Origin of the sequence: Micromonospora sp. NPDC005291, assembly GCF_040607415.1 — a bacterium.
Taxonomy (GTDB): domain Bacteria; phylum Actinomycetota; class Actinomycetes; order Mycobacteriales; family Micromonosporaceae; genus Micromonospora.
In genome coordinates, this window is the sequence record NZ_JBEXGR010000001.1 from 231011 (window position 1) to 256028 (window position 25018).

23 protein-coding genes are annotated in these 25018 nt (G+C 73.1%); 13 read left to right on the top strand and 10 right to left on the bottom strand.

What is annotated here, in order from left to right:
* The first annotated feature begins 165 nt into the window (after nt 1–165).
* The gene (locus ABZT18_RS01005; protein ID WP_355250100.1) at nt 166–3096 is read left to right on the top strand and encodes a M36 family metallopeptidase; all 2931 of its coding nucleotides are present in this window, start codon (nt 166–168) and stop codon (nt 3094–3096) included.
* 45 nt (nt 3097–3141) lie between these two features.
* On the opposite strand, the gene ABZT18_RS01010 is transcribed toward ABZT18_RS01005, so the two are convergent.
* Both ABZT18_RS01010 and ABZT18_RS01015 read right to left on the bottom strand, forming a co-directional pair.
* Nucleotides 3142–3999 (bottom strand): hypothetical protein, encoded by an 858-nt coding sequence (locus ABZT18_RS01010; protein WP_354993413.1) that lies wholly within the window; start codon nt 3997–3999, stop codon nt 3142–3144.
* Between the two features lie 136 nt (nt 4000–4135).
* The gene (locus ABZT18_RS01015) at nt 4136–4717 is read right to left on the bottom strand and encodes a CGNR zinc finger domain-containing protein (protein WP_355250103.1); all 582 of its coding nucleotides are present in this window, start codon (nt 4715–4717) and stop codon (nt 4136–4138) included.
* Nucleotides 4718–4802: 85 nt separating this feature from the next.
* Here ABZT18_RS01015 and ABZT18_RS01020 point away from each other — a divergent pair, with 85 nt between their 5' ends.
* The 6 genes from ABZT18_RS01020 (at nt 4803) to ABZT18_RS01045 (ending at nt 10304) form a co-directional block, all read left to right on the top strand.
* The gene (locus ABZT18_RS01020; RefSeq protein WP_355250106.1) at nt 4803–5672 is read left to right on the top strand and encodes an alpha/beta hydrolase; all 870 of its coding nucleotides are present in this window, start codon (nt 4803–4805) and stop codon (nt 5670–5672) included.
* Nucleotides 5673–5725: 53 nt separating this feature from the next.
* Nucleotides 5726–6394: a 50S ribosomal protein L11 methyltransferase gene (locus ABZT18_RS01025; RefSeq protein WP_355167136.1), complete on the top strand. Its 669-nt coding sequence runs from the start codon at nt 5726–5728 to the stop codon at nt 6392–6394.
* A 9-nt stretch (nt 6395–6403) separates the two neighbouring features.
* Nucleotides 6404–7582 (top strand): cytochrome P450, encoded by a 1179-nt coding sequence (locus tag ABZT18_RS01030; RefSeq protein ID WP_355250109.1) that lies wholly within the window; start codon nt 6404–6406, stop codon nt 7580–7582.
* 33 nt (nt 7583–7615) lie between these two features.
* Complete coding sequence (locus ABZT18_RS01035; RefSeq protein WP_355250112.1) at nt 7616–8458, top strand: polysaccharide deacetylase family protein; 843 nt, start codon at nt 7616–7618, stop codon at nt 8456–8458.
* An 89-nt stretch (nt 8459–8547) separates the two neighbouring features.
* Nucleotides 8548–9480, top strand: a complete 933-nt coding sequence (locus ABZT18_RS01040; RefSeq protein WP_355250115.1) for an ATP-binding cassette domain-containing protein — start codon at nt 8548–8550, stop codon at nt 9478–9480.
* Nucleotides 9477–10304, top strand: a complete 828-nt coding sequence (locus ABZT18_RS01045) for an ABC transporter permease subunit (RefSeq protein WP_354993406.1) — start codon at nt 9477–9479, stop codon at nt 10302–10304. The genes ABZT18_RS01040 and ABZT18_RS01045 overlap by 4 nt, the downstream gene beginning before the upstream one ends.
* Before the next feature lie 37 nt (nt 10305–10341).
* Here the strand turns inward: ABZT18_RS01045 and ABZT18_RS01050 are convergent, their stop codons facing one another.
* The 4 genes from ABZT18_RS01050 to ABZT18_RS01065 are packed head-to-tail and all read right to left on the bottom strand — an operon-like array spanning nt 10342 to nt 14503.
* Nucleotides 10342–11019, bottom strand: coding sequence for a response regulator transcription factor (locus tag ABZT18_RS01050; protein WP_354993405.1), 678 nt, complete (start codon nt 11017–11019; stop codon nt 10342–10344).
* Nucleotides 11019–12590, bottom strand: coding sequence for a histidine kinase (locus tag ABZT18_RS01055; protein ID WP_355250118.1), 1572 nt, complete (start codon nt 12588–12590; stop codon nt 11019–11021). Before ABZT18_RS01055 ends, ABZT18_RS01050 begins: the two co-directional genes overlap by 1 nt.
* 54 nt (nt 12591–12644) lie before the next feature.
* On the bottom strand, nt 12645–13370 hold the full coding sequence (gene bioD / locus ABZT18_RS01060; RefSeq protein ID WP_355250121.1) for a dethiobiotin synthase: 726 nt from the start codon (nt 13368–13370) through the stop codon (nt 12645–12647).
* Nucleotides 13367–14503, bottom strand: a complete 1137-nt coding sequence (locus tag ABZT18_RS01065; protein ID WP_355250124.1) for an 8-amino-7-oxononanoate synthase — start codon at nt 14501–14503, stop codon at nt 13367–13369. The genes bioD and ABZT18_RS01065 overlap by 4 nt, the downstream gene beginning before the upstream one ends.
* 157 nt (nt 14504–14660) lie before the next feature.
* Between ABZT18_RS01065 and bioB the strand changes: the two genes are divergently transcribed.
* From bioB to ABZT18_RS01080, 3 genes are read left to right on the top strand one after another with little or no spacing between them, the layout of a single operon-like run.
* Nucleotides 14661–15656 carry a biotin synthase BioB gene (gene bioB, locus ABZT18_RS01070; RefSeq protein ID WP_354993401.1) on the top strand — a complete coding sequence of 332 codons (996 nt, stop codon included), beginning with the start codon at nt 14661–14663 and terminating at the stop codon, nt 15654–15656.
* A gap of 20 nt (nt 15657–15676) precedes the next feature.
* Nucleotides 15677–15886 carry a hypothetical protein gene (locus tag ABZT18_RS01075; protein WP_354993400.1) on the top strand — a complete coding sequence of 70 codons (210 nt, stop codon included), beginning with the start codon at nt 15677–15679 and terminating at the stop codon, nt 15884–15886.
* A gap of 4 nt (nt 15887–15890) precedes the next feature.
* On the top strand, nt 15891–16397 hold the full coding sequence (locus ABZT18_RS01080; RefSeq protein WP_354993603.1) for a GNAT family protein: 507 nt from the start codon (nt 15891–15893) through the stop codon (nt 16395–16397).
* A 9-nt stretch (nt 16398–16406) separates the two neighbouring features.
* On the opposite strand, the gene ABZT18_RS01085 is transcribed toward ABZT18_RS01080, so the two are convergent.
* Both ABZT18_RS01085 and ABZT18_RS01090 read right to left on the bottom strand, forming a co-directional pair.
* Nucleotides 16407–16934, bottom strand: a complete 528-nt coding sequence (locus ABZT18_RS01085) for a DUF488 domain-containing protein (RefSeq protein WP_355250127.1) — start codon at nt 16932–16934, stop codon at nt 16407–16409.
* A gap of 124 nt (nt 16935–17058) precedes the next feature.
* Entirely contained in the window at nt 17059–19959 is a 2901-nt protein-coding gene (locus ABZT18_RS01090) for a glycoside hydrolase family 9 protein (RefSeq protein WP_355250130.1), read from the bottom strand.
* Between the two features lie 212 nt (nt 19960–20171).
* Between ABZT18_RS01090 and ABZT18_RS01095 the strand changes: the two genes are divergently transcribed.
* The 3 genes from ABZT18_RS01095 (at nt 20172) to ABZT18_RS01105 (ending at nt 23015) form a co-directional block, all read left to right on the top strand.
* A complete protein-coding gene (locus ABZT18_RS01095; protein ID WP_354993397.1) occupies nt 20172–20696 on the top strand; it encodes an isochorismatase family protein in 525 nt (174 codons plus the stop codon).
* 267 nt (nt 20697–20963) lie between these two features.
* Nucleotides 20964–22529, top strand: coding sequence for an aldehyde dehydrogenase family protein (locus ABZT18_RS01100; RefSeq protein ID WP_355250133.1), 1566 nt, complete (start codon nt 20964–20966; stop codon nt 22527–22529).
* Between the two features lie 87 nt (nt 22530–22616).
* Complete coding sequence (locus ABZT18_RS01105) at nt 22617–23015, top strand: VOC family protein (RefSeq protein WP_355250136.1); 399 nt, start codon at nt 22617–22619, stop codon at nt 23013–23015.
* A 37-nt stretch (nt 23016–23052) separates the two neighbouring features.
* Here ABZT18_RS01105 and ABZT18_RS01110 read toward each other — a convergent pair whose 3' ends face one another.
* Both ABZT18_RS01110 and ABZT18_RS01115 read right to left on the bottom strand, forming a co-directional pair.
* The gene (locus ABZT18_RS01110; protein WP_355250138.1) at nt 23053–24117 is read right to left on the bottom strand and encodes a GNAT family N-acetyltransferase; all 1065 of its coding nucleotides are present in this window, start codon (nt 24115–24117) and stop codon (nt 23053–23055) included.
* An 89-nt stretch (nt 24118–24206) separates the two neighbouring features.
* Complete coding sequence (locus ABZT18_RS01115; protein ID WP_355250141.1) at nt 24207–24908, bottom strand: amino acid-binding protein; 702 nt, start codon at nt 24906–24908, stop codon at nt 24207–24209.
* Between the last annotated feature and the right edge of the window lie 110 nt (nt 24909–25018).

Sequence of the window (25018 nt, forward strand, 5' to 3'; positions counted from 1 at the left end):
CGAGGCCGGCGAAGGGCAACGTCGGGCTTATTTCGATCTGTTGGCGCGTCGGCGCCCTCCAGGCCTTGCCGCCGTCACGACCGGCTGATATCCACAGATGCGCATGCGTTACCGCGCAGCGTCGGCCGGCGACCGCCGGCCATCCCGCTCCCACGAGGAGGTCCCGTGCCACAACCGGAGTGGTCACCCCCGATGAGCCGGCGTCGACGCCGGCTCATCGCCGTCCTGGCGACGACGGCGACGGTCGCCGCGCTACTCCCCACCGGCGTGAGCACCGCGGCCCCCACCGGCAGCGCAGCGTCCGCCGAGCGCCGGTCCGGACCGTTCGCCGAGGGGCACGAGCCCGCCGACGCCGACAACCGCACCGGTACGGCGGCACCCGACGCCCGCCAGCGCGGCCTGGCCCGCGCCGCCGACCCCGACGTCCGGTGGAACCGGCTCGGCACCCCGCAGTCGCTCGGCCCCGGCCGCACCCCGCTGGCCACCGGGCTGTCCTCCGACCCGGAGGCCGCGGCCCGCGCCTACCTGAGCGGCAACCGCGACCTGTTCGGAATGGACGCCGCCACGGTGGCCAGCATGGAACGGGTGCTGGTCCGGCCGATCGGCAGCGGTGCCGTGGTCACCCTGCGGCAGCGCTTCGGCGACCTGCCGGCCGGGCCGGACGGCCTGGTCACTCTCGCGGTCGCCAACGGCGCGGTGCTCTCGGTCAGCTCCTCGCTGGCCCGCGACACCAGTGCGCCCGCACCGGCCACCCGCACCGCGGAGCAGGCGTACGCCGCCGCGCTCGCCGACGTCAAGCTGGCCGCCAGCGCGGTGGCCGACCACACCGTCCGGGCGGTGGCCGTACCCACCCCGCTGGACGGGCCGCGAGCCGCCTACGAGGTGACCGTGATCGGCGCGGACACCGACCACCCGGCGGCGTTCACCAGCTACGTGGACGGCATCACCGGGCAGGTGCTGGTCCGCGAGGATCTCGTCGACTTCGACTCCGACAACCCGAGCTGGGCGGTCTTCCCCGCCACGCCGCCCCGCGACCTCGGCCCGGGGCAGGACCCCCGGGTGCGCTGGTGCGGCGACCCGGCGCCGGGCTGCCAGGCCGCCTCGCGCGACCCGGCCACCGGCCAACCGTGGGATGTCGACGCGGCCACCGGCACGCCGACCTTCACCTCGCGCGGCAACTCGGCCAACACGGTGCTCTCCTGGGGTGCGGGCACCCCGGTCGTCCCGGCCGCCCCCAGCCCGGAGCGCCGCTACGAGTACCCGTTCACCGACCAGTGGCACCAGTCGAAGTGCAACCCGGAGGTGTTCACCTCCGGGCAGCGCAACGACGCGGACGCGTCGATCGCCAACCTCTTCGCCATGCACAACCGGATGCACGACTGGTCCTACCAGCTGGGCTTCACCGAGTCGGCGTGGAACCTCCAGGCCGTCAACCTGACCCCGGCCGGACTGGGCGGTGACGCCGAGCAGGGCCGCGCCCAGCAGGGCGCACTGTCCGGCAACCGCAACAACGCCAACCAGGGCACCCCGCGCGACGGGCTGCCGCCGACCACCAACATGTACCTGTGGCAACCGCAGGCCGGCGGACCGTACCCGCCGTGCGTGGACGGCGACTACGACATGACGGTGATCGGCCACGAATACACCCACGCGATCACCAACCGGATGATCGCCGGCCCGGACAGCGGGATCGGCGGCCACCAGGGCGGGGCGATGGGTGAGTCGTGGGGCGACCTGCTCGCCGCCGAGTACCTCTTCCAGAACGGGCTGCGCGCACCCGGTGAGACGCCCTTCGTCACCGGCGGCTATGTCACCGGCAACCTGGTCAGCGGCATCCGCAACTACGACCTCAGCCGCAGCCCGCTCAACTACTCCGACATCGGCTACAACACCGGTGGCCCCGCCGTGCACGCCGACGGGGAGATCTGGGGTGCCACCAACTTCCGGGTCCGCTCCGCGCTGGTCAAGCGGTACGGCCTCGGCACCCCCCAGCGACAGCTTGAATGTGCGCAGGGGAAGGTCGCCGCCGACCAGTGCCCGGGCAACCGGCGCTGGTCGCAACTGGTCTTCGACTCGTTCCTGCTCCAGGCCGCCAGCCAGGTCAGCATGCTCGACATGCGGGACAACATGCTCACCGCCGATCTGCTCCGCTTCGGCGGCGCCAACCAGGACCTGATCTGGGCCGAGTTCGCCCGCTCCGGGATGGGTCGGGATGCCGTCACGAACGGTGCCGGCGACACGGACCCGACGCCGAGCTTCGCCTCGCCGCGCGGTGGCAACGCGACGCTCACCCTGCGCCCGCGCGGCGACAGCGTCGACGCGCCGATCCGGGTGTACGTCGGGGCGTACGAGGCGCGGGCGACGCCGATCGCGGACACCGACCCGGCAACGCCGATCCCGGACACGGTGGAGCTGGTGGCCGGCACGTACGACCTGCTCGCCGTGGCCCCCGGCTTCGGGCACCAGCGGCTCAGCGTGGCCGCCAAGGCCGGTCAGAACGGGTACGTGGACCTGCGGATGAGCCGCAACCTCGCGTCCGCCGCGTCCGGCGCCACGATCAGTGGCGACGGGGTCAACCTGGACCGGATCGTCGACGACACCGAGGCGACGAACTGGGCCTCCCTGGACGGCGTGGCCGGCCGGCAACTCACCGTGGCGCTGCCGGGCGACGCACCGCAGACGGTCAAGCGAGTCAACGTCAGCGCGATGCTGCGTCCCGCGATCACCGGGGACGCCGACACCGGCAGTCAGAACGCGCTCAGCGCGCTGCGCTCGTTCGCGGTGTCCGCCTGCAACGCGAAGACGACCGACTGCGCGGATCCGGCGCGCTGGCAGCGCATCTACACCAGCGCGGGCGACGCGTTCCCGGGCGGGGCGTACCGGGCGTACAGCCGCGACATCAACCTGCGGACGTTCGCGGTGCCCACCACCCTCGCCACCCATCTGCGGCTGGAGGTGCTGGCGAGCCAGTGCACCGGCGGCCCGCAGTACGCCGGTGAGCAGGACGACGACCCGGCCACGACGACGGACTGCGCGACCGCCAGCCCGGCTCGGGACCAGGTCAGGATCGCCGAGTTCCAGGCGTTCTCGAAGTGACACCGTGGGGGCCGGCGGACCTCCGCCGGCTCCCACGGCCCCCGATCAGCGGCGGGCCGGTCGCCACCGGCCGGCCGGCGCCGGCCGCTCCCAGCGCCGGTCCACCGGCGGGTCCTCGGCCTCGTTGGTCGCGGCCCGGGTCAGGTGTCGCAGCCGCAGCAGCAACCCCACCCCGAGCGAGAGCAGCAGCCCGCCGAGCAGGAACGCGGCCTGCACGGCACCGAACCCGCCGGACTGCGAGACCGGGCGGCCAGCCGCCGGTGGCGCGGCGTCGGCCGGGTAGTCCCCGATCGGTTCCTCCGCCGCCGTGCTCTCGCCCTCGGCCGGCCCGCTCGGCGGGTCGCTGGGCTCCGCCGGTGTCGCGGTCGGCTTCGGCGTACCGGTCGGGGTGGCGCCCGCCCCCACCACCGAGCGGGTGGCGGTCTGTCGGGCCAGGAGGCGCCGGTTCGCGTCGTACGCCTCGGCGGCGAGGGTGACCCGCCCCTGGGTGACGTCCTCGGCGAAGGCCACCCGGTAGCGGGCCGTGACGGTGCGGCCTGGGCAGAGGGTGCCCGGGTCGAGCTGCCGGTCGGTCAGCCGGGCCACGTCACCCTCGGTCTGAATCTCCAGCGGGAAGTCGCCGGTCTCCTCCACCCGATCCATCTTCACCTGGTCGAGTCGGATGCCCTGCACGCTGAGCACCATCGACCAGCGCACCTTCACGCACCCGCCGCGCCGGTCCGTCTGCGAGACCACCGCGGAGATCGTCCGCACCTGGTCGCCTGCGGTGAACCGGGCCGGCAGGCCGCTCATCTCGGTGGCGAAGGCCGCCTGTGCCGGTGCGGCCAGGGTCAGCACCGCCCCGGTCACGCCGGCAACCAGGGCCCCGAGCCGCAGCACGTACCGCCACACGATCACCACCACCTCGCTTCTTCTCGTCCCCTTCGGGAAACGCTAGGAGGAAGCGGGCGGGCCGGACAGAGGGGTGTCTTCGCATCGGACGTCAAGGACGGGGGGTGATTTCACCGAGAGTGGTGAACCCCTAACCCGTACGGTCGACTCACCCGGCGCTCTCCCCGCTCGAGCGGTGGCGCTGGTAGTGGCGGGCCACCCGGACCCGGTTGCCGCAGCGGGCCGCCGAGCACCAACGCCGCCGGGTGTGGGCGGGCAGGAACAGCAGCACACAGTCGTCGGCCTCGCACTGGCGGATCTTCGTCACGCCCGGGTCGGCGAGCAGGTCGGCGGCGGCCTCGGCGAGCCAGCCCGCCAGCCGCGCTCCGGCCGGACCGGTACGGATGCGAACGGCGGTGACTACCTGCCCGTTCCAGACCAGTTCGTCGATGGCGGGGGCGGCGCGCTGCGCCCGGTTGATGACCGCCAGGTCGCCGGTCGACGGGCGGGTGCCGTACCGGACGTGGTCGAGGGCACTCGCCGTGTGCTCCCGAAGCTCCCGGACGGCGGCCAGGTCGGCGTCGGTGAGCGCGGCCTCGGCGAGCTCCCGGGCCGACGGGAAACGGGTGGCCTGAAGCTCCAGCCAGGCCCGCAGGGCCGCCGGGGTGGTCAGCAGGTCGGTGTCGGCCTGGCGGGTGTTCACCAGGTCGAGCGCCAGCGGCTCCCCGATCAACGGTGCGGCATCACTCACGCCACTAACGCTACACGAGCGTTTTGACGCATTAGGCCAGCAGCGGTTATATCTAATGCATCCTTCCCAGCGAGAGGCATTAGAGATGGCGTACCCGATCGCCCGTGTCGTCCACCGCCACCTGGAGGTCGACGGCGTCCCCGTCTTCTACCGCGAGTCGGTCCCCGACCGTCCCGACGCGCCCGTGCTGCTCCTGCTGCACGGCCTCCCCTCCGGCTCACACCAGTTCCGCCGCCTGATCGACGTGCTCGGCAGCCGGTACCGGCTGATCGCCCCCGACTACCCGGGCTTCGGGCACACCCGGGCCCCCGAAGGCTTCACCTACTCCTTCGACCGGCTCGCCGACATCACCGACGGCTTCGTCCGCGGGCTCGGCCTCGACCGGTTCGTGATGTACGTCTTCGACTTCGGCGCACCCGTCGGCTTCCGGATGGCCGAACGACACCCCGAGTGGATCGCGGGGCTCGTGGTGCAGAACGGCAACGCCTACGCCGAGGGCCTGTCCGAGGTCGCCCGGCACGTCACCGCGCTGCGCGCCGACACACCCGGCGCCGAAGCGGCGCTGCGCGACGTGCTCACGCCGACCGGCACCCGCGGCCAGTACGAGACGGGCGTCCCCGACCCGGCACTCGTCGCGCCGGACGGCTGGGCCCTCGACCAGTACTTCCTCGACCAGCCCGGCGGCACGGACGCCCCCCTGGCGCTGATGTTCGACTACCACAGCAACATCGAGCGCTACGACGACTGGCAGGCGTGGCTGCGCACGCACACCCCGCCCACCCTGATCACCTGGGGCAGCAACGATCCGTTCTTCCCCGCACCGGGCGCGCGCAGCTACCTGCGGGACGTTCCCGATGCCGACCTGCACCTCTTCGACACCGGCCACTTCGCCCTGGAGACGCACCTGGCGGAGATCGCCCCACTGATCGCCGACTTCCTCGACCGTGTCGGGTAGCGGCGACCACCTCCGCGCGTCGCCGGGGATGCCCGGTACGAGAGAATCGCCAGGTGTCCGAGCTCTCCAGCGCGTTCGTCCGGCTGCACGCCCGGCTGACCCCGGTCCCCTTCGTCCCCGAGGTGCGGCTGCACCAGGCGGACGAGCCGATCGGGTTGTGGGAGCTGACCGAGGGAGAGTTCTCCAGCGACCGGCCGCCGCCGTTCTGGGCGTTCGCCTGGGCCGGCGGGCAGGCGCTCGCCCGCTACGTGACCGACCACCCGGAGCTGGTCGCCGGCCGCCGGGTGCTCGACCTCGCCTCCGGCTCCGGCCTGGTGGCCATCGCCGCCGCCCGCGCCGGCGCGGCGTCGGTGCGGGCCGTCGAGGTGGACGAGCTGGCCGTGGCGGCGGTCGCGCTCAACGCCGAGGCCAATGGGGTACGCGTCGACGCCGAATTCGGCGACATCCTCGACGGCGACGCCGGGGATGCCGAGGTGGTGCTCGCCGGCGACGTCTTCTACAGCGACGCGATGGCCCGCCGGGTGCTGCGGTTCCTGCTCCGCGCCGCCCGAGCCGGCGCACCGGCGCTGGTCGGTGACCCCGGCCGCGCGTTCCTGCCCCGGGACCGCTTCGACGAGTTGGCAGCGTACGACGTGCCGGTGCCGGAGGCGCTGGAGAGCGTCCGGGTGAAGCGCACCACCGTCTGGCGGTTGCGGGCGGGGCTGCCGGGGGCCTCCAGCTAGCGTGTCCGGGTGCTGTTCCGCAGCTGGGCGCAGGTGGCCGACCCCGCATGGCCGGACGTGGCCCGGGTGCCGGACCACGTCGGCGGCACACACCTGGTCATCACCCGGTACGCGCTGGTCCGTCAGGTCCTCACCGACCCGGCCACCTACCGGCCGGACAACGCGCTGGACGCGGTGACACCGATGCCGATGACGGCGCTGCGGGTGCTCGCCGGGCACCGGTTCCGACTGCCGCCCACCCTGGCGAACAACTCGGGCGCCAGCCACCCGCAGATCCGGGCGATCGTCGCGGACGCGTTGCACCCCGCCCGGGTCGCCGCGCAGCGGCCCTGGCTCACCGCGCTGGTCCGCGACCGGGTCGCCCGGCTCGGCGCCAGGCTCGACGCCGGTGAGCCGGTCGACCTGTACGCGGATCTCGCCGCCGACCTGCCACTGCTGGTGCTGGCCCGGCTGGTCGAGCTGCCGGACGCGCCGGTCGGCGCCGTCAAGGAGTTCGCCCGCGCCGCGCTGGAGCTGTTCTGGGCACCGCTGGACGCCGACCGGCAGTTGGCCCTCGCCGCCGAGGTGGGCCGGTTCCACCGCATACTGCGCGACTTCGCGGCCACCGGCGGCGGATTGGCGGCCGAGCTGCGCGCGGCCGGGCACACGCCGGACGTGGTGGTCGGCGCGCTCTTCTTCCTGCTGGTCGCCGGGCAGGAGACCACCTCACAGTTCCTCACCCTGCTGCTACACCGGTTGGCCGGCGAGCCCGCGGTGCGGGCCGGCCTGCGCACCGGCGAGGTCGCGGTGGCCGACGTGGTGGAGGAGGGACTGCGGCTGGAACCGCCCATCGTCACCTGGCGGCGCGTGGCGGCGACGGACACCACGCTGGGCGGGACGCCGGTGCCGGCGGGCAGCAGTCTCGTGCTCTGGCTGGGCCGCGCCGGCCGCGACCCGGCGGTCGTCGAGTCGCCCGACGAGTTCCGACCGGGCCAGCGCGGATCGCGCCGGCACCTGGCGTTCGGAGCGGGGGCGCACCGCTGCGTCGGTGACGTGCTGGCCCGCATGGAGGCGGCCGTGGTGGTGGCCGAGGCCGCACCGCTGCTGGACGGGGTGACCGTGGTCCGTCCGCCCTGGTACCCGGACAATCTCACCTTCCGGATGCCCGACGCCTTCGTCGTCCAGCGCTCTTCGGGAACACCGGGCTGACCGGATCCTGATCACCTCGGTAGGTTTCCGGGCGTGTCAGCGACCCCTGCTCGTCGGATCCTCGCCGTCGTACCGCTTCTGGCCCTGCTGGCGCTGAGTGCCTGCACAGTCGGCCCCGCGTTGCACGCCCGGCGGATCACCACGGCCCAGCCGGTCCCGTCCGCCTCGCCTGCCGCGCCGTCGACCTCGCCGTCCGCGACGACGAAGCCCGCGCCCGGGAGCCTGGACTGGTACGTGTCCCAGGTGCCGACCTTCCCCGAGGCGCCACCGCCCCAACCGGTGCCGCTGCCCGCGACCGGCGCGGCCCCGTTCTGGCACCGCCTGCCGACCGACCAGAAGGTCGCCTTCATCACCATCGACGACGGTGGGCTGGCCCGTCCGCCCGAGGTGGCCGACCTCATCTGGCGGGCGCACATCCCGGTCACGATGTTCCTGAACTCACCGGCCGCCGAGGAGCACGACGTCTATTTCCGGCAGATCATGGTGGCGGGCGGGGTCGTCGAGAACCACACCATCACGCACACCTCGCTGGCCGGCCGGTCGTACGACCGCCAGAGGCACGAGATCTGCGGTGCGGCGGACAAGCTGGAGGCGCTGTTCGGCAAGCGACCGACCCTGTTCCGGCCACCGTTCGGCGAGCACGACGCCACCACGTTGAAGGCCGCGCACGACTGCGGCGCGAAAGCGGTCTTCCACTGGACCGGGACCGTGCACGAGGGGAAGGTGCGCTACCAGACCCCGGAGAAGGTGGTCCAGCCCGGCGACGTGCTACTCATGCACTTCCGGCCGGCGCTGATGGACGACCTGCTCGGGGCGCTGAAGGCGATCCATCGGGCCGGGCTCACACCGGCTCTGCTGGAGGATTACGTCCGCTGACCGACGCGCCTGCGACCTGACGAAAGTCAGGGTCGGGTGCTGCCGTTCGGGCGCGGTGGAGCAGGGGGACGCGCGCCTAGCGTCAGCGCATGATCACATTACGTGGGTTGACGAAACGGTTCGGGGCGACCCTCGCGGTCGACGCGTTGACCGTCGACATCGCACCCGGCCGGGTCACCGGCTTTCTCGGCCCCAACGGCGCCGGCAAATCCACCACCATGCGGATGATCCTCGGGCTGGACCGCCCGACCGCCGGACAGGCCCTGGTCGGCGGGCGCGCGTACCGGGAGTTGCGCCGACCGCTGCACGAGGTGGGCGCGCTGCTCGACGCCCGGGCCATCCACCCGGCCCGGTCCGGTCGGGCGCACCTGCTCGCCATGGCCCGCAGCAACGGCATCCCGGCCCGCCGGGTGGACGAGGTGCTGGACACCGTCGGGCTGGACGGGCGGGCCGCTGGTAAGTCGGGGCGGACCCTCTCCCTCGGCATGGGTCAGCGACTCGGCGTCGCTGGCGCGTTGCTCGGCGACCCGCCGGTGCTGATGTTCGACGAGCCGGTGAACGGTCTCGACCCGGACGGGGTGCGCTGGGTCCGACAGCTGATGCGCTCGCTGGCCGACCAGGGGCGGACGGTCTTCGTCTCCAGCCACCTGATGAGCGAGATGCAGCTCACCGCCGACCAGCTCGTGGTGATCGGCCGGGGACGACTGCTCGCCGACGCGCCGATCGACGACGTGATCGCCGGCAGCACCGTCGCGGTCCGGGTCCGCAGCCCGCACCCGGACGGGCTGGCCACCCTCGCCGCGCGCCTCACGGCCGCCGGCGCGACCGTCGAGGCGGCCGACCGCAACGAGCTGACCGTCACCGGCACCACCGTCGACCGGGTCGGGGACCTGGCCTACGAGCTGGGGGTACGACTGCACGAGCTGAGCCCGCACAGCGCATCGCTGGAGCAGGCATTCATGGAGCTGACCGCCGACAGCGTCGAGTACGCGGGTGGTTCGATCGAAGGTGGGGCGCGATGAGCACGCACACCAAGGGTGGCGCCCGTTCCGCCGCCACTCCAGCCGCCACCCGCGGTGGGGCAGCCGCCTTCCGCGGCGCCGTGGCCGCCGAGTGGACCAAGCTCTCCTCGGTGCGGAGCACCTGGTGGACGGCGCTGGCCGGGCTGCTGGTGATGGCCGCGAGCGCCGCACAGCTGGCCATCTACGCGGCCAACGACAACACCAACGACGACCCGCTCGACGACCGGGGAATCGTCACCGTCGGCAGCGTGCTGATCGACTCGGTCGAGCTGACCCAGTACGTGATGCTGGCGCTGGGCCTGCTGGCGATCACCGCCGAGTTCACCAGTGGCACCATCCGGACCACCTTGCAGTGCACCCCGTCGCGCGGTCGGGTGCTGCTGGCCAAGGCCGTGGTCGCCGGCACGGTCACCTTCGCCCTCGGGCTGCTGCTCGGCGGCGTCGGCGCCCTGGTCGCCCGACCGGTGCTCGGCGATTGGGGCAGCGCCCCGGCCGCCGGCACGATCGGCGACATCGTTGCGGTGGCGACCTACCTGGCGCTGGTCGGCGTGCTCGCCCTGGGCCTCGGCGCAGCGCTGCGGAATGCGGTGCTCACGATCACCGTGCTCCTCGCCACCCTGATGATCGTGCCGCTGTCGTTGCAGGAGCCGGACATCGACGTGCTGAACCGGATCGCCGACGTGTTCCCCGGCGTGGCGGGCGGGCACTTCCTGGCCGGCGACACCGAGCCGTACCCGAGCCTGGTCGGGCTGCTCCTGCTCGCCGGATGGGCCGGCGCCGCGCTGCTGCTGGGCCGGGCCGCTCTGCGTCGCCGCGACGCGTAAGGCGTGCGGGCTGAGCGGGGGCCGTGGAGGCTCCCGCTCAGCCGTCGACCAGGCCCGCCTCGTACGCGAGGATCGCCGCCTGCACCCGGTTACGCACGTCCAGCCGGGTGAAGATGCTGGTCAGGTAGCTCTTCACGGTGCCCTCCACCAGGTGCAGCCGGCGGGCGATCTCGGCGTTGGACAGCCCCGCCCCGACCAGGGCCAGCACCTCGCGTTCCCGCTCGGTCAACCCGGCCGTACGGTCCCGCGCGGCGGGCCGGCGGGCCAACCGCCCGGCACCCAGCTCGATCACCCGGCGGGCCACCCTCGGCGACAGGTACGCACCACCGTCGGCGACGGCGTGCACCCCGGCGATCAGCTCACGCGGGTCGCCGGCCTTGAGCAGGAACCCGTTGGCGCCGTGCCCGAGCGCCCGGGCCACGTGGTCGTCCTCGCCGAACGTGGTCAGCATGATCGTCGCGGTGTCCGGCACGACCCGGCGGATCTCGGCGGCGGCGGCCAACCCGTCCAGCCGCGGCATCCGGATGTCCAGCAGCGCGACCCGTGGTCGGTGCGCACGGACCAACTCCACCGCCGCGTGCCCGTCGCCGGCCTCCGCGACCACCTCAATGCCGGGATCGGTGGCGAGGATGGCCCGGACGCCGGCCCGGATCATCGCCTCGTCGTCGGCCAGCACCACCCGGATCGGCGGTGCCCCCGCCGTGTCGGTGTTCACTACGCGATCCACTCCTTGCTGGCCAGCCGGCCGTCGGTGAAGCAGAGCCGCCAGGTCGGCTGTGCAAGCGGGAAGTTCCCGTCGGTGTAGTACTCGCATTCCGCCCGGTCGACCGCCGTGGGGCGTGTCAACTGCCGTCGGGGCAGCCCAGCCAGCTCCGACCGGGCCGTGCCGACGCGCATCTGGTCGAAGGTGGCCCGGTCCAGCACCGTCCCGGCGGTCACCACCGGGTAGTAGACGAGGGAGAGCACCAGGGCGAAGCCGACCGGCGCCACGAGCGCCACGAGCAGACTGCGCCGGACTCGTCGGCGGGCATCGTGCAGCCGCCGCGCCGCGTCGACCGGCCGCTCCACCGGACCGGGCTGGTCGCCGGACAGTGGTGCCAGGTCGGTCTCGGCTGCCGACTCGATCGCCTCCATCGGCGGCGCGGTGGCCGGCAATGCCGCCCGTACGGCGAAACCGCCGTCGGCGCGTGGACCGGCGTCGAGCGTCCCACCGGCGAGACGGACCCGCTCGGCGAGTGCGAGCAGCCCGCTGCCCTGCGACGGCGGCGCGGGCAGCGGCCCAGCCGGCGGAGTGCCGTTGACGACGGCCACCTCGACCCGGTCACCGTCGCGGGTGAGGTGCACGTCGACCGAAGCGCCCGGTGCGTACCGGGCGGCGTTGGTCAGCGCCTCCCGGACGATCCGGTGAGCCGCGTGGCCTGTCATCGCCGGTAGCTCCGCGACAGCCGGAGCGGCGTCCATCCGTACCGCCATGCCTGCCTCCCGGGCACCCTCGACCAGGTCGGCGACGGTCTCCCCGCTCGGACGCACCGACGCGCCACCCTCCTCACGGAGCAGCCCGATGATCTCGTGCAGTCGCTCTGTGGCGGCGGAGACACTGGCCCGCAACTCCCCCGCCGCGGCCCGGTGCCGCACGTCGAGGTCGGCGGCGACCTCCAGAGCGGCCGCGCGCAGCGCGATCAGGCTGAGGTCGTGACCGAGCGAGTCGTGCATCTCCCCGGCGATCCGAGCCCGTTCCCGCAGCCGGATCCGCTCGGCGGCACCGCGCTCCTCGCGGGTCAGCGCGTCGACGTGCCGGCGACCGGCCTCGGCCAACTCCTGCTGCTGGCGCCGGTACCGACCAACCAACCAGGGGAACACCGCGGCGAAGAGCAACACCGAGGCGAGCAGGAACCAGGTCGCCGCGCCGGTGCCGAGCAGCCCCAGGTTGAGCGCCGTACCGCCGGCCGCGATCAGCACGAAGACAACGGCCGCCGGGCCCGCGGCGGCGCTGCGCCGCCCAGCGAGGTAGCTGAAGACCGGGATGGCGAACACGAAGTTGCCATCGACCACCGACCCGAGCACCACCAGCACGAGGGCGACCACCGGTCGGCGTCGACTCGCCACCACCGCCGCGCCAAGCAGCAGCAGCTTGCCGACCAGCAGCGGCAACGAATACCGCGAATAGGGCGGGCTGGCCTCGGCGTAGCCGACCGGGGCGGCCACCACCGCCCAGAGCAGCACGTCCAGCAGCAGGCGACGCCGCCGGTGCAGCCAACCCGGCGGCGCGGAGTCGAGAATCCGCACGGCGGTCAGGCTACCCACGTCCGACCTGGGCGGACACCGACGAAAGTCAGGTGTTCAGCCGCTCTCCTCGGCCCAGACCCGCCAGTCGTCGAGCACGCCGTGCAGGGCCGGGGTGAGCCAACCCGGCGCGGAGCGCCGGAACACACCCGGATCCATCGCGCCCGCGCCGTCGGGAAGCGCGCCGAGCAGGTTCGGCACCAGGTCGGTGAGATTGGTCCAGTGCACCAACTCGGGTCGGCTCGGCCAGGCGCCGATCACCACGCCGGCCGGCACGGCACGGCGGTCGAGCGCCTCCAGGGTCAGCGCGGTGTGGTTGAGCGTGCCCAACCCGGCGCGGGCCACCACCACCGCGGGCGCACCGAGCGACACCGCCAGATCGGCCATCGTCCACGGCTCGCCCGACGGACGCAGCCCCATCGGAACCAGCAGCCCACCCGCGCCCTCGATCAACACCAGGTCATGCTTGTCCGCCTCGTCACGGACGGCGTCCACCGCCGCGTACAACTCCAGCGGCGGCAGGTCGGCGACCCGGGCGGCAGCCAGCGGGGCGAGCGGGTCCGGGTAGCTGGCCAGGGTTCGTCCGGTCAGTGGGGCAGCCAGCCGATTGATCGCGTCCACGTCGCCGGGCTCACCGCCGGCCGTACCGGTCTGACCCGGTTTGACCACGGCCACCCGCAGCCCGGCGGCCTGCGCGGCTGCCGCGATCGCCGCGGTCACCACCGTCTTGCCGACCTCGGTGTCAGTCCCGGTAACCAGAACCGACCCCTCCCACCCGGTCATGGTGCACACTCCACGATGACCTCCAGCGCCCGCTCGAACGCCACCCGGGGCACCCCGGCGCTGACCGTGAGCCGCAGGCGGGAGCGGCTGTCCGGCGTGGACGGCGGCCGGAAACAGCCCACCGCGACGCCCCGGTCCCGGCAGTCGGCGGCCCAGGCGGTCGCCGCCTCCGGTCCGGGGGCCGTCACCGAGATCACCGCCGCGTCCGGCGCGGAGACGGTCAGCCCCGCCGCACGCAGTCGAGCAACCGCGAACCCCACCCGGTCGGACAGCTCCGCGCGCAGGTCGTCGCCGACCCGGGTCAGCCGCAGCGCGGCGTGCACGCCGGCGGCGACCGCCGGCGGCAGTGCCGTGTCGAAGATGAACGTACGGCCGGTCTCGACCAGGTGCCGGACGAACTCGGCCGGGCCGGCGACCACTCCACCCGCACCACCGAGCGCCTTGGACAGGGTGGCGGTGACCACCACGTCCGGCTCGCCGGCCAGCCCGGCGGCGGCCACCCCGCCCGCGCCGGCCGGACCGGTCACGCCGAGCGCGTGCGCGTCGTCGACCAGCAGGAGCGCGCCGTGACGGCGGGCCACCGCGTGCAGCCGGGCCAGCGGGGCGAGGTCACCGTCGACCGAGAAGACCGACTCGGTGACCACCACCGCCGGGCGGCCCGGAGCAGCCGCGAGTGCGGCGGCGACCGCGTTCACGTCGGCGTGCGGGGTGACCACCGTCTCCGCACCTGAGATGCGGCAGCCGTCGATCAGGGACGCGTGGTTGTGCGCGTCGGAGACGAGCAGCGTCCGAGGTTGAACGAGGGCCCGCAGCGCACCGAGGTTGGCCAGGTAGCCGGAGGAGAAGACGAGAGCGCCGTCGGTGCCGAGCCACTGCGCCAGCTCGTCCTCCAGCGCCTGGTGTGCGTCGGTGGAGCCACGCACCAGGCGCGACCCGGTCGCCCCCAGCCCGTACGCCGACAGTGCCGCCGTGGCCGCGGCGGTGACCTCCGGGTGGGTCGCCAGGCCGAGGTAGTCGTTGCCGGCCAGGTCGGTCATCTGATCGCCGGCGGGACGCGGGTGCAGCCGCCGGGTCAGCCCGGCCTTCGCCCGCAACTCCGCGCGGCGGTCGAGCGCCGCCAGCCAGTCCGCCACCGTCACCCCTTTGCCGCTGTCCGTGCCGGTCAGCCCGACACCCGCCGGGCGAAATTACCACCCGCCACCACCGGCCCGACGGATCCACTCGGTGCGAGGGGGTCGACGGGCTGCCAGGCCATTCCGACTGATCGGGGGGCCTTGTAGGGTACGAGCCATGCCAGAGATCCTCGACCAGGCCCGGACCCAGGTCCTGGGTGACGGTGTCGGCCTCGACGAGGCCGGCGTCCTCGCCGTGCTGAACCTGCCCGACGAGCACCTGCCCGCCGCCCTGCAGCTCGCCCACGAGGTGCGGATGCGCTGGTGCGGCCCGGAGGTCGAGGTCGAGGGGATCGTCTCGCTAAAGACCGGCGGCTGCCCGGAGGACTGCCACTTCTGCTCCCAGTCCGGCCTGTTCACCTCCCCGGTGCGCTCCGTCCTGCTGGACATCCCGTCGCTGGTCGAGGCGGCGAAACAGACCGCCAAGACCGGGGCGACCGAGTTCTGCATCGTCGCCGCGGTGCGCGGCCCGGACGCCCGGCTCATGAAGCAGATGCGCGAGGGCGTCGCCGCCATCAAGGCGGAGGTCGACATCCAGGTCGCCGCGTCGCTGGGCATGCTCACCCAGGAGCAGGTCGACGACCTGGTCGACATGGGTGTGCACCGCTACAACCACAACCTGGAGACCTGCCGGTCGTACTTCCCCAACGTGGTCACCACGCACTCCTGGGAGGAGCGCTGGGGGACGCTGCGAATGGTCCGCGACTCCGGCATGGAGGTGTGCTGCGGCGGCATCCTCGGCCTCGGCGAGACCGTCGAGCAGCGGGCGGAGTTCGCCGCGCAGCTCGCCGAGCTGAACCCGCACGAGGTCCCACTGAACTTCCTCAACCCCCGGCCGGGGACGCCGCTGGGTGACCGCCCGGTCGTGGAGGGCAAGGACGCGCTGCGGGCCATCGCCGCGTTCCGGCTGGCCATGCCGCGCACCATCCTGCGGTACGCGGGTGGCCGAGAGATCACTCTCGGTGACCTGGGCACGCGTGCCGGCCTGCTCGGCGGCATCAACGCAGTGATCGTCGGCAACTACCTGACCACGTTGGGTCGGCCGGCGAACGCCGACCTGGAGCTGCTCGACGAGCTGAAGATGCCGGTGAAGGCGCTGTCGGCGACCCTCTGAGACGATCCGGTGAGGACGACGTGACCAAGCTTGTCGAGACCGTGACGGCGCAGCGCTGGTGCGACCGGTGTGGCGAGGACGCGGCGGTCGGTGGGCACGAGCCGTGCGCCGCGGCCCGGGCGTTGGAGCCGCCGCGCTACTGCGCGCACTGCCGCCGCCGGATGAAGGTGCAGGTGCTGCCGGTCGGCTGGTCGGCGGTCTGCGTCGAGCACGGCGAGACCCGGGGCTGAGATGGTGCTGCGCGGGCGGGCGGTGACACTGCGACCGGCGACGGTCGCGGATGTGCCGGTCCTCGCGGCGATCCGGGCCGACCCGGAGGTGCGCCGGTGGTGGCGGGGCGGCGACGACCTGACCGCGTCCGTCGACGCCGACCTCGCCGACGACGACCTGCACCTGTACGCGATCGAGCACGACGGCCGGGTGGTCGGCGCGATCCAGTGGCACGCCGAGCAGGACCCGGACTACCGGCACGCCAGCCTGGACGTCTTCCTCGACCCGGCGGTGCGCGGTGCCGGCCTCGGCGGTGACGCGATCCGCACCATGGCCCGGCACCTGATCGACGAGTACGGCCACCACCGCTTCACCATCGACCCGGCCGCGACGAACAGCGCCGCCATCCGGGCGTACGCGAAGGTGGGCTTCCGCCCGGTGGGGGTTCTGCGCCGCTACGAGCGTGGTGAGGATGGTCGCTGGCACGACGGCCTGCTGATGGACCTGCTCGCCGACGACCTCGTGGAGTGACCGGGCGCCTCAACCGTCCCAGTACAGGTGCCCGTCCGGGACTCGGCGGGCGCCCTCGGCGGGCTGGTGCGGGCTGAGCTGCCCGTCCGGTATGAGGTGCGCCACCGGCGTCCCGCGACCGAGAGCCGCGACATCGGCGATCAACCGCCGGTGGCAGCGCCACCAGAGGCTCTCGCTGCACATCACGGCGGTGGTCCGCTGGGTCGCGTCAGCCAGCACCCCGGTCAGCGCCACGTCGAACTCCGGCGTGCGGGTGTACGAGGCGTACGCCCGGAACGCCTCGACCCTCCACCAGGTGTCCGGCTCGGGTTCCCCGGCCGGGATGTGCCGACGTCCGCCAAGGCGCGGCTCCCAGCGGTAGTCGATCCCGTACTCGGGCAGCCACCGCTCAAGCTCCTCCCGCCGCACGTCCGGGTTGGTACGGCTGGCCGGGTACCGCCGCACGTCCACCAGCAGGGCCACCCCGGCTCCGGTCAGCAGCTCCCCCAGCCGCACCCGGTCGGCTGTGCCGTGCCCGACGGTCAGCAACTCCCCCACAAGGCTGGCTTGCCCCGAATCCCGATGGCTTATCCCTGGTCCGTGCGGCGAGATCGTGGACAGTTGCCGTTCACGGGGCCCGCCCCTCGAACGACAACTGTCCAAGATCTCGTCACGCTTGAGGTCAGGCGAGGGCGCAGGGGGAGTTGTTGAGGGTGAAGGCGGTTGGTTTCGGGTTGGTGCCGGTGTGGGTGCCGTTGAAGCCGAAGCTGACCGACGCGCCCGGCGCGAGCGCGCCGTTGTAGGAGAGGTTCGTGGCGGTGACCGCGGCTCCGGTCTGGCTGACCGTCGCCGACCAGCCCTGGCTGACGGTCTGCCCACCGGGGAAGCTGAACCGCAACGTCCAGCCGTTGATCGCGGTGGTGCCGGTGTTCGTGATCGACACCGTGGCGGTGAAGCCGGTGCTCCAGTCGTTGGTGGCGTACCCCACGGTGCAGGTGCCGCCGACCGGCGGGGGCGCGGTGGTCACCGCGACCGGCGCGGACGCCGCGGAGGTGTTGCCGGCCGCGTCCACGGCCACCACGTAGAACTGGTACGCCGTCGAGGCGGTCAGCCCGGACACCGCCATGGTGCTGCCGGTCGGTGTGCCGACCAGCGGGTCGGTCGCGCCGGCTTCGCGGTAGACGCGGTACCCGGTGACACCGACGTTGTCGGTGGACGGGGTCCAGGCCAGGGTGAGCCCGGTGGCGGTGACGGCCGAGGCGACCGGTGTGCCGGGCGTGCTCGGCGCGGTGGTGTCGACGGTGCCGGCCGGTGGCGTGGTCACGCTGAGCGTCGGTGAGGCGGCCGACGTGTTGCCGGCGCCGTCGCGGGCCACCACCGTGAACTGGTACGTCCGCTCGGGCAGCAGCGTCGAGACGGTCAGCGTGGTGCCGGTGACCGGCCGGTTCACCACGGTGTCGCTGCCGACCAGGATTTCACGGACGGTGTAGCCGGCCAGGCCGCTGCCGCCGCTGTCGGTGGACGCCGCCCAGGTCAGGGTGACCGACCGGGGCGCGAGGCCGGACGCGACCGGCTGACCCGGCACGGTCGGCGCGGTGGTGTCGGGCACGGCTGGCCCCGGCTCGTCGCCCCAGACGCGGGTGGTGCCGGAGTAGAGCGGCACCTTCCGGTTCGGCCCGGCGGTCGCCTGGTACGAGGGGTCGTTGGTCGGGTCCCAGGTGCCGCCCTCGGGCACGCCGATCTTGAACTGGACCTCCATCCGGTGCTGCGACTGCCCGGCGGGGGCGATGGTGTAGCCGGTGCAGTCCACCTCGACGTACCAGATGTCGCCGCTGAACTGCTTGGCGGTGGTCGGGGACGGGCAGCCCTGGGTGTAGCCGGCGGTCACCTGCACCGGGCCGGTGCCGTCGGGCCGGAAGTAGTACCGGAACCGGCCGTCGGTCAGCGCGCGGGCCGGGAACGCCGACTTGTTGTAGATGATCGCCTTGAGCCCGGTGGCCCGGGGTTCGGCCTGCATCACCGTGGTCTCCACGGTCAGCTCGTCGATGTCCGGCGTCTCGGCGACCGGGAAGTTGGCGAGCGGCGTGCCGCCGTACTCGGAGGTCAGCCGGACCAGCGCGGACGTGAAGCCGGCGTTGTAGTCGGTGGCCACCTCGTTCATCACGTAGTCCGACCGGCTGTCGGTGTACGCGTCGTTGGCCGCGGACGGGCCGCCGACCAGCGCGCCGTAGAGGGTGTGCCGGGTTTCGACGGGCACGGTCTGGCTGTCCCACCAGGAGCCGTGCGCGGTGCGGTGGTGCGGGTTACGCGGCGCGTTGGCGCCGAAACCGATGACGTAGCTGGAGTTGCGCGGGTTGTCGCCGAGCGCGTAGTTGATCTGCCGGACGGCGAAGTCGTGGTAGCGCGCCTTGCGGGTGGTGTCGGTGGTCTTGTCGCTGTAGACCAGCGCGGCGAACGAGGTGTTGGCGGCGTACCGCAGCGCACCCCAGGAGTCGAGCACCGCCATCCCACCCGGCGAGTACGGCACCCGCTGCCCGTTCACCCCGACGGTCCAGTAGTCCAGCCACCGGTTCGCGTCGTCGACGTACTTCTGCTTGCCGGTCAGGTTGGCCAGCAGCACGTACGCCCCGAACTGCTTGTTGTCCCAGGCGATGGTCCACTTGTACGAGCGGGTGGTGGACTGGTTCTCGGTGCCGAGTTTGTCGTACTCACTCTCGGCCTTGGTCAGGTAGCTGGCCTCGCCGGTGGCCCGGTGCAGCCAGATCGCGGCCCAGACCAGCTCGTCCTGCCAGCCGCTCCACGAGCGGTAGAAGCTCGTCGCGTCGGTGATGCACTCGTGGTAGGACTTCCGCACCGTGTCGGCGAACGTGTAGAGCTGCCGGGCGTGCCCGAGCAGCCGGTCCGCGTAGGCCGCGTCGGTGGGCCGGAACACCATCGAGGAGGCGGCCATCGCGGCCGCCGTCTCCCCCGCCAGGTCCGCGCCGCCACAGCTCGCATCGATCTTGTACGCGGGCCGCGCCATCGGCAGCACCTCGGCCGGGCCCCACCACTTGTGGTCGTCGTCGCCCTTGCCGATCTGTCCGTAGAGGACGTTGGCCGACGGGTGTGCCTTGATGAAGTAGTCGTTGACGTAGCGCAGGTTGTTGAGCAGGTGCGGCAGTTGCCCGGACGAGGTGTATCCGCTGCGGTATTCCACCGCACCCCAGGCCAGCATGGTGGCGCTGAACGCCATCGGGAAGCCGAACTTGACGTGGTCGCCGGCGTCGTACCAGCCGCCGGTGAGGTCCAGCCCGACGTCGGCACCGTCGGTGAGCGCACTGTCGCCGCGCCAGGAGACCCGGTTCCAGTCCGGCAGCCGGCCGGACTGCTGCGCCTCGTAGAAGAGCAGCGACTTCTGCAACGCCTCGGCGTAGTTGTAGGCCGCCGGTGCTGCGGACGCGGGCCCGGACGGCGGTGCGGCGATCGCGAGGGACAGCCCGGTGAGCAGGGCGACGGCGGCGGCCACCAGCCGTCGCGGCCAGGGCTGGTCGACGACCGGCGACCGGCCGCGGTGGCCGGCGACCGGCCGGGTGGGGTGGCGCATGGCGGGCTCCTGTCGGTGGCGCCGCCGGTGGTCGCACCGACGCGGGACGGCGTCGGACGGCACGGCCACCGGCGACAGCGGGGGCGACGGTGTGACCAGGGGTCGCCGTGGAAGCGCTCCCATGGATAAGCGACAATGTAATGCGCGCACCGTCGATTGGGAAGCGTCCGCGCGCCGACAGTGGCCGGCCCCGGCGTTGTTACGGTCGTGCCATGGAACCCCTGGACCCAGCCCGCACCGCCGTTGTCCTGATCGACCTGCAACGACAGATGGTCGACCAGTCCCTCGCCCCGCACTCCGGCCCCGAGGTGGTGGCCCGGTGCGTCACGCTCGCCGACGCCGCACGGGCCGCCGGAGCGCTGGTCGTGGTGGTCCAGTTCGAGCAGCCGGGCGTCGATCCGCAGTCGGCCGGCAGCAGGCTGGTTCCGGAGGTCGCGCCGAAGCCCGACGACCTGAAGATCGTCAAGCGCACCTGGGGCCCCTTCCAGGACACCGGCCTGGACGCGACCCTGCGCGAGCGGGGCGTCGACACGCTGGTGGTCGCCGGCGTGGCCACCAACTACGGGGTGGAGCAGACCGCTCGGATCGGCTACGAGATCGGCTACCGGATGGTGCTGCCGCACGACGCGATGAGCGGCCTCCAGACGGAGGCGCACGAGTTCGCGGTGAGCCACATCTTCCGCGCGCTGGGCACGGTCTGCACCACCGCCGAGGTCGTGGACGCACTGGGCGGTTGATCCGCTCACGCCGTCGATCCGTACTGACGGGTAACCGGTCGACGGCGCCCGGGGGGCCAGGTCACATCATCGATGCTCACCGATTAGTTGGGTGCGTCGTCGCAGGTCGGGCGAGTCGCCACCGAGCGAGCTGTCGGGCCGAGTGGCGCGGCGGCGTCCAGCCATACAAACGTACTGTTGCTGACCCGCTACCCGGCGCGAGACAGTACCGATCACCAGTGGTGCCATCGACGCCGCCGCTCCCCGGTCAACTCTGAGGAGAACACGATGGCACTACGACTCGCCGACGGCACCGCCTGGTCCGACGTCCTGGCCCGCGCGGTGGCCGCCACCCCCGAGGCGTTCGGCGCCGAGGTCGACGGCGCCACCACCCTGCACAACCTGATCGAGGGCGACTGGCGGGCCGTCGGCCAACCAGCCCCGGTCCGCACCCCGGTGGACAACACCGTCGTCATCAACCTGCCCCGGCTCGACGCCGACGCCGCCCGCGCCGCCGTCGCGCACGCCGCCGCCGCGCACCGGGTCTGGGCGGCGACCCCGCTCGCCGACCGCAAGGCCCGGGTCGCCGACGCGCTGGACTCCCTCACCGCCCACCGCGATCTGCTCGCGCTGCTGCTGGTCTGGGAGATCGGCAAGCCGTGGCGGCTGGCCTGCGCCGACGTGGACCGGGCGCTGGACGGCGTCCGCTGGTACGCGGGCGAGATCGACCGGATGCTCGCCGATGGCCGCGAGCCGCTGCCCGGCCCGGTCAGCAACATCGCCTCGTGGAACTACCCGATGAGCGTCCTGGTGCACGCCGAGCTGGTGCAGTTGCTGGCCGGCAACGCCGTCATCGCCAAGACCCCGTCCCAGGGCGGCGCGGTCTGCCTTACCGTCGCGCACGCGCTGATGCGCCGGGCCGGGCTGCCCGCCACCCTTGTCTCCGGCGGCGGCGAGGAGTTGTCCGAAGTGCTGGTTCGGGCACCGGAGATCGGTGCCGTGGCGTTCGTCGGCGGTCGCTCCAACGGTGGCAAGGTGGCCGCCGCGCTGCTGGACAGCGACAAGCGGCACTTCATCGAGCAGGAGGGCCTCAACGCCTGGGGCATCTGGAACTTCTCCCAGTGGGACCTGCTGGCCACGCACCTGAAGAAGGGCTTCGAGTACGGCAAGCAGCGCTGCACCGCGTACCCCCGGTTCGTGGTGCAACGCGACCTGGTCGACGAGTTCCTCGACATGTACCTGCCGGTCGTGCGCTCGGTCCGCTTCGGCCACCCGCTCGCCGTCGGCGACGACTGGGCCGCCGGCGACCCGCTGCCCGAACTGGACTTCGGGCCGCTGATCAGCACAGCCAAGGCCGAGGAGCTGCACCGCAAGGTCGAGGAGGCGGTCCGTGGCGGCGCGGTGCCACTGCACCGGGGCAAGCTGACCGGAGCGCCGTTCCTGCCCGGGCAGGACACCTCGGCGTACGTCGCTCCGTCCGTGCTGCTCGCCCCACCCGGCCGGTCCCGCCTGATGCATGCCGAGCCGTTCGGGCCGGTCGACACGATCGTCGTGGTGGACACCACCGACGAGCTGCTGGCCGCGATGAACGCCTCCAACGGCGCACTGGTCGCGTCGCTGGCCTGCGACGACACCGACGAGGCCGGCAAGCTCGCGGTGGACCTGCAGGCGTTCAAGGTGGGCATCAACAAGCCGCGTTCCCGGGGCGACCGCGACGAGGCATTCGGCGGGCGGGGCGCCTCCTGGAAGGGCGCGTTCGTCGGCGGCGACCTGCTGGTGCACGCGGTCACCGTGGGCGGCGACAGCCGGCTCTACGGCAACTTCCCCGACTACAGCAGCTACCCCACCACCTGAGTTCGGTGTGCGGAAGGGCCCCCTGTTGACGCGTGATGCGGAGCAGGGGGCCCCTGTTGGCAGCGGCCGGCGGCGTACCGTCGGAAGATGGCGATGATCGAACAGCTCTCCCTGGGCGTGTCCGATGCCGAGCGGGCGGGAAGGTTCTGGGCCGCAGCCCTCGGCTACCGCCGTCGGGCGCCCCGATTCGACGGCGACGAATGGATTGTGCTGGAGCCGCCGCCAGGGGCGTCGGGCATGGCCGTCGCGATGGACCTCAGCGAGAGCCCGGTGCAGGAGTTCCCCCGGCTCCACATGGACCTGGACGCCGGCGAGCGCGGCCTTGACGAGGAACTCGACCGGTTGCTCGCGCTCGGCGCCCAGCGGGTGGACTGGCGGCATTACCCCACGGACCCGCACCCGACCGAACCGCCGTACGTGGTGCTCGCTGATCCGGAGGGCAACCGGTTCTGCTTGTCCGGCCGCCGCGAACCTCCCGCGCGTTGACGCGTCCGCGCTCCACCACGTCGGCGAGGGGCCCTTCCTATGCGCCAGGCGTCAGGTAGGTGCCCTTCCGTTCCGCGGCGAGGGGGACGGTGAGGGTGAGCAGCGGGCCGTCGCGCTCGACCGTGCTGGACCGGCCCAGTCGGTGCAGCGTCCGCACCATCGGGCCGTTCTCGGCGTGGACGTGCAGCACCAGCGCCGCGTACCCGGCCCGGTCGGCGTGCCGGGCCAGCCGGCGCAGCAACGCCGAGCCCAGCCCGCGTCGCTGCCAGTCGTCGCGCACCAACAGCGCGACCTCGGCCTCGTCGCCCTCGCCGAGCAGGTTCGCCATGGCGACCACCGACTCGGCGCCGCCGTCGTCATCGGTGGCCGTGGCGATCAGGGTCAGCCCCCGGCTCGGCTCCAGCAGGCGACGCAGCCGGGCTGGACGTGGCAGGGCCGCCCCACCCAGATAGCGCCGGTGCCGGCTCCCCGGCGAGCAGCCCTCGTGCAGCTCCAGCACACCCGAGAGGTCGTCCACACAGGCCGGTCGGACGGCCAGCTCGGCGCCGTCGGGCAACACCAGGATGACCTGTTCGGCGGCCCGACGCGCCACGGTGGCGGCCAGTTCGACCAGAGCCTGCGCCCGCGCGTACTCCGCCGGGGTGAAGGCCGGCGCGGCCCGGCGCAGCGCGAACGAACCGCCCGCCGGGTCGGCCAGCAGCATGCTGGCGCCGATGATCCCCCGCTCGACGCCGGTCGACGCGGGTCGCCAGCTGACCGAGTCCGCGCCGAGCAGGGTCCGCAGCGCCTCACCCGTCGCGTCCGGGTCACGCACCAGCCGGTTGGCCAGCCCGAGCACCCGGGTGGGCTGGTCGGCCAGGCCGCGCGCCTCGCTGCGCGCCACGAAGCAGTCCCGGCCCCGACCCCGCTCGACGGCGGCGATCAGCTCGGCCTCGTCGAGCGCGTCCGGTGCGTCGACCAGGAAGTCATCCACCGCGCCCTGCTCGGTGGGCTGCACCTGCACGGTGAGGATGTTGACCCCGCGCAACGCGAGGCTCGCCGTGAGCACCGACAGGTAACCCGGCCGGTCGGCCACGGTGGCCCGAATCCGCCACAACGTCATGGTTGGCTCCCTTCCCCAGTAAGAGCCTCACCCCCGCCTGTTGCCGCCCGGTTGCCCAGCGGTGTCGGCCCGGGAACTCCTCGGGCCGCTCAGGGGCCGGCGACCACCGGAGGCGCGCCGACCAGGTCCAGCCGGTCACCGAGGATCACCGCGCTGGCCCGGACGAGCTGGCTGAGTCGGTCCACCTCCGTGCTGTGGAACGCGGCGGCGGAGAGGGTCTCGTTGTGCTCACGGGCCACCACCAGCACCAGGCCCGCCCGGCCGAACGGCGCGATCGCGTGGTGGGTGCCGTCCGGCGTGGTCATCGACCGGCCGCGCAGCGGGGTCACCTCCGGCAACCGCGGGGGTACGGGAGCACGCCAGCTCGCGTGCCCCACGGTCGCCCCGCCACCCCCGGTCCGCGAGGCCCAGTCGACCGGCACCACGGCGGCGACGGCCCAGTCGGCCGCCAACAGCCCGGGCACCGCGTCGACCAGGGTGGCCACCCCGTCGGCCGGGTTGGCCGCGACCTGGGCCAGCAACTCCGCGTCCTGGCCGGTGGTGGTGGGCGCGCCGATCGCCCGCCACACACCGTCGACCCGCACGCCCGGAATCGCCGCCAGACCAGCCAGCAGCCGCTCGACCCGCGCCGCGCCCGGCCAGACCACCGTGAAGTCGTCCACCGCGCGCCCGCCGAGCCGTTCGAGGACCACCACCTGGACGATGTCCGCCCCCGAGACCCCCAACGTGCGGGCGACCTGGCCGAGGGTTCCCGGACGATCCGGCAGGGTGACCCGAACTCGCAGCAACATGACTGTCCCTCCGCTCGGCGGGCCGGCGAAGAGCGGCCGGCAGGCTGGCCCCAGCCTGGTAGTTGACCATTTCGTCCCTGTTGCAGGGGCATGTCCCGAGGGGAAAATCT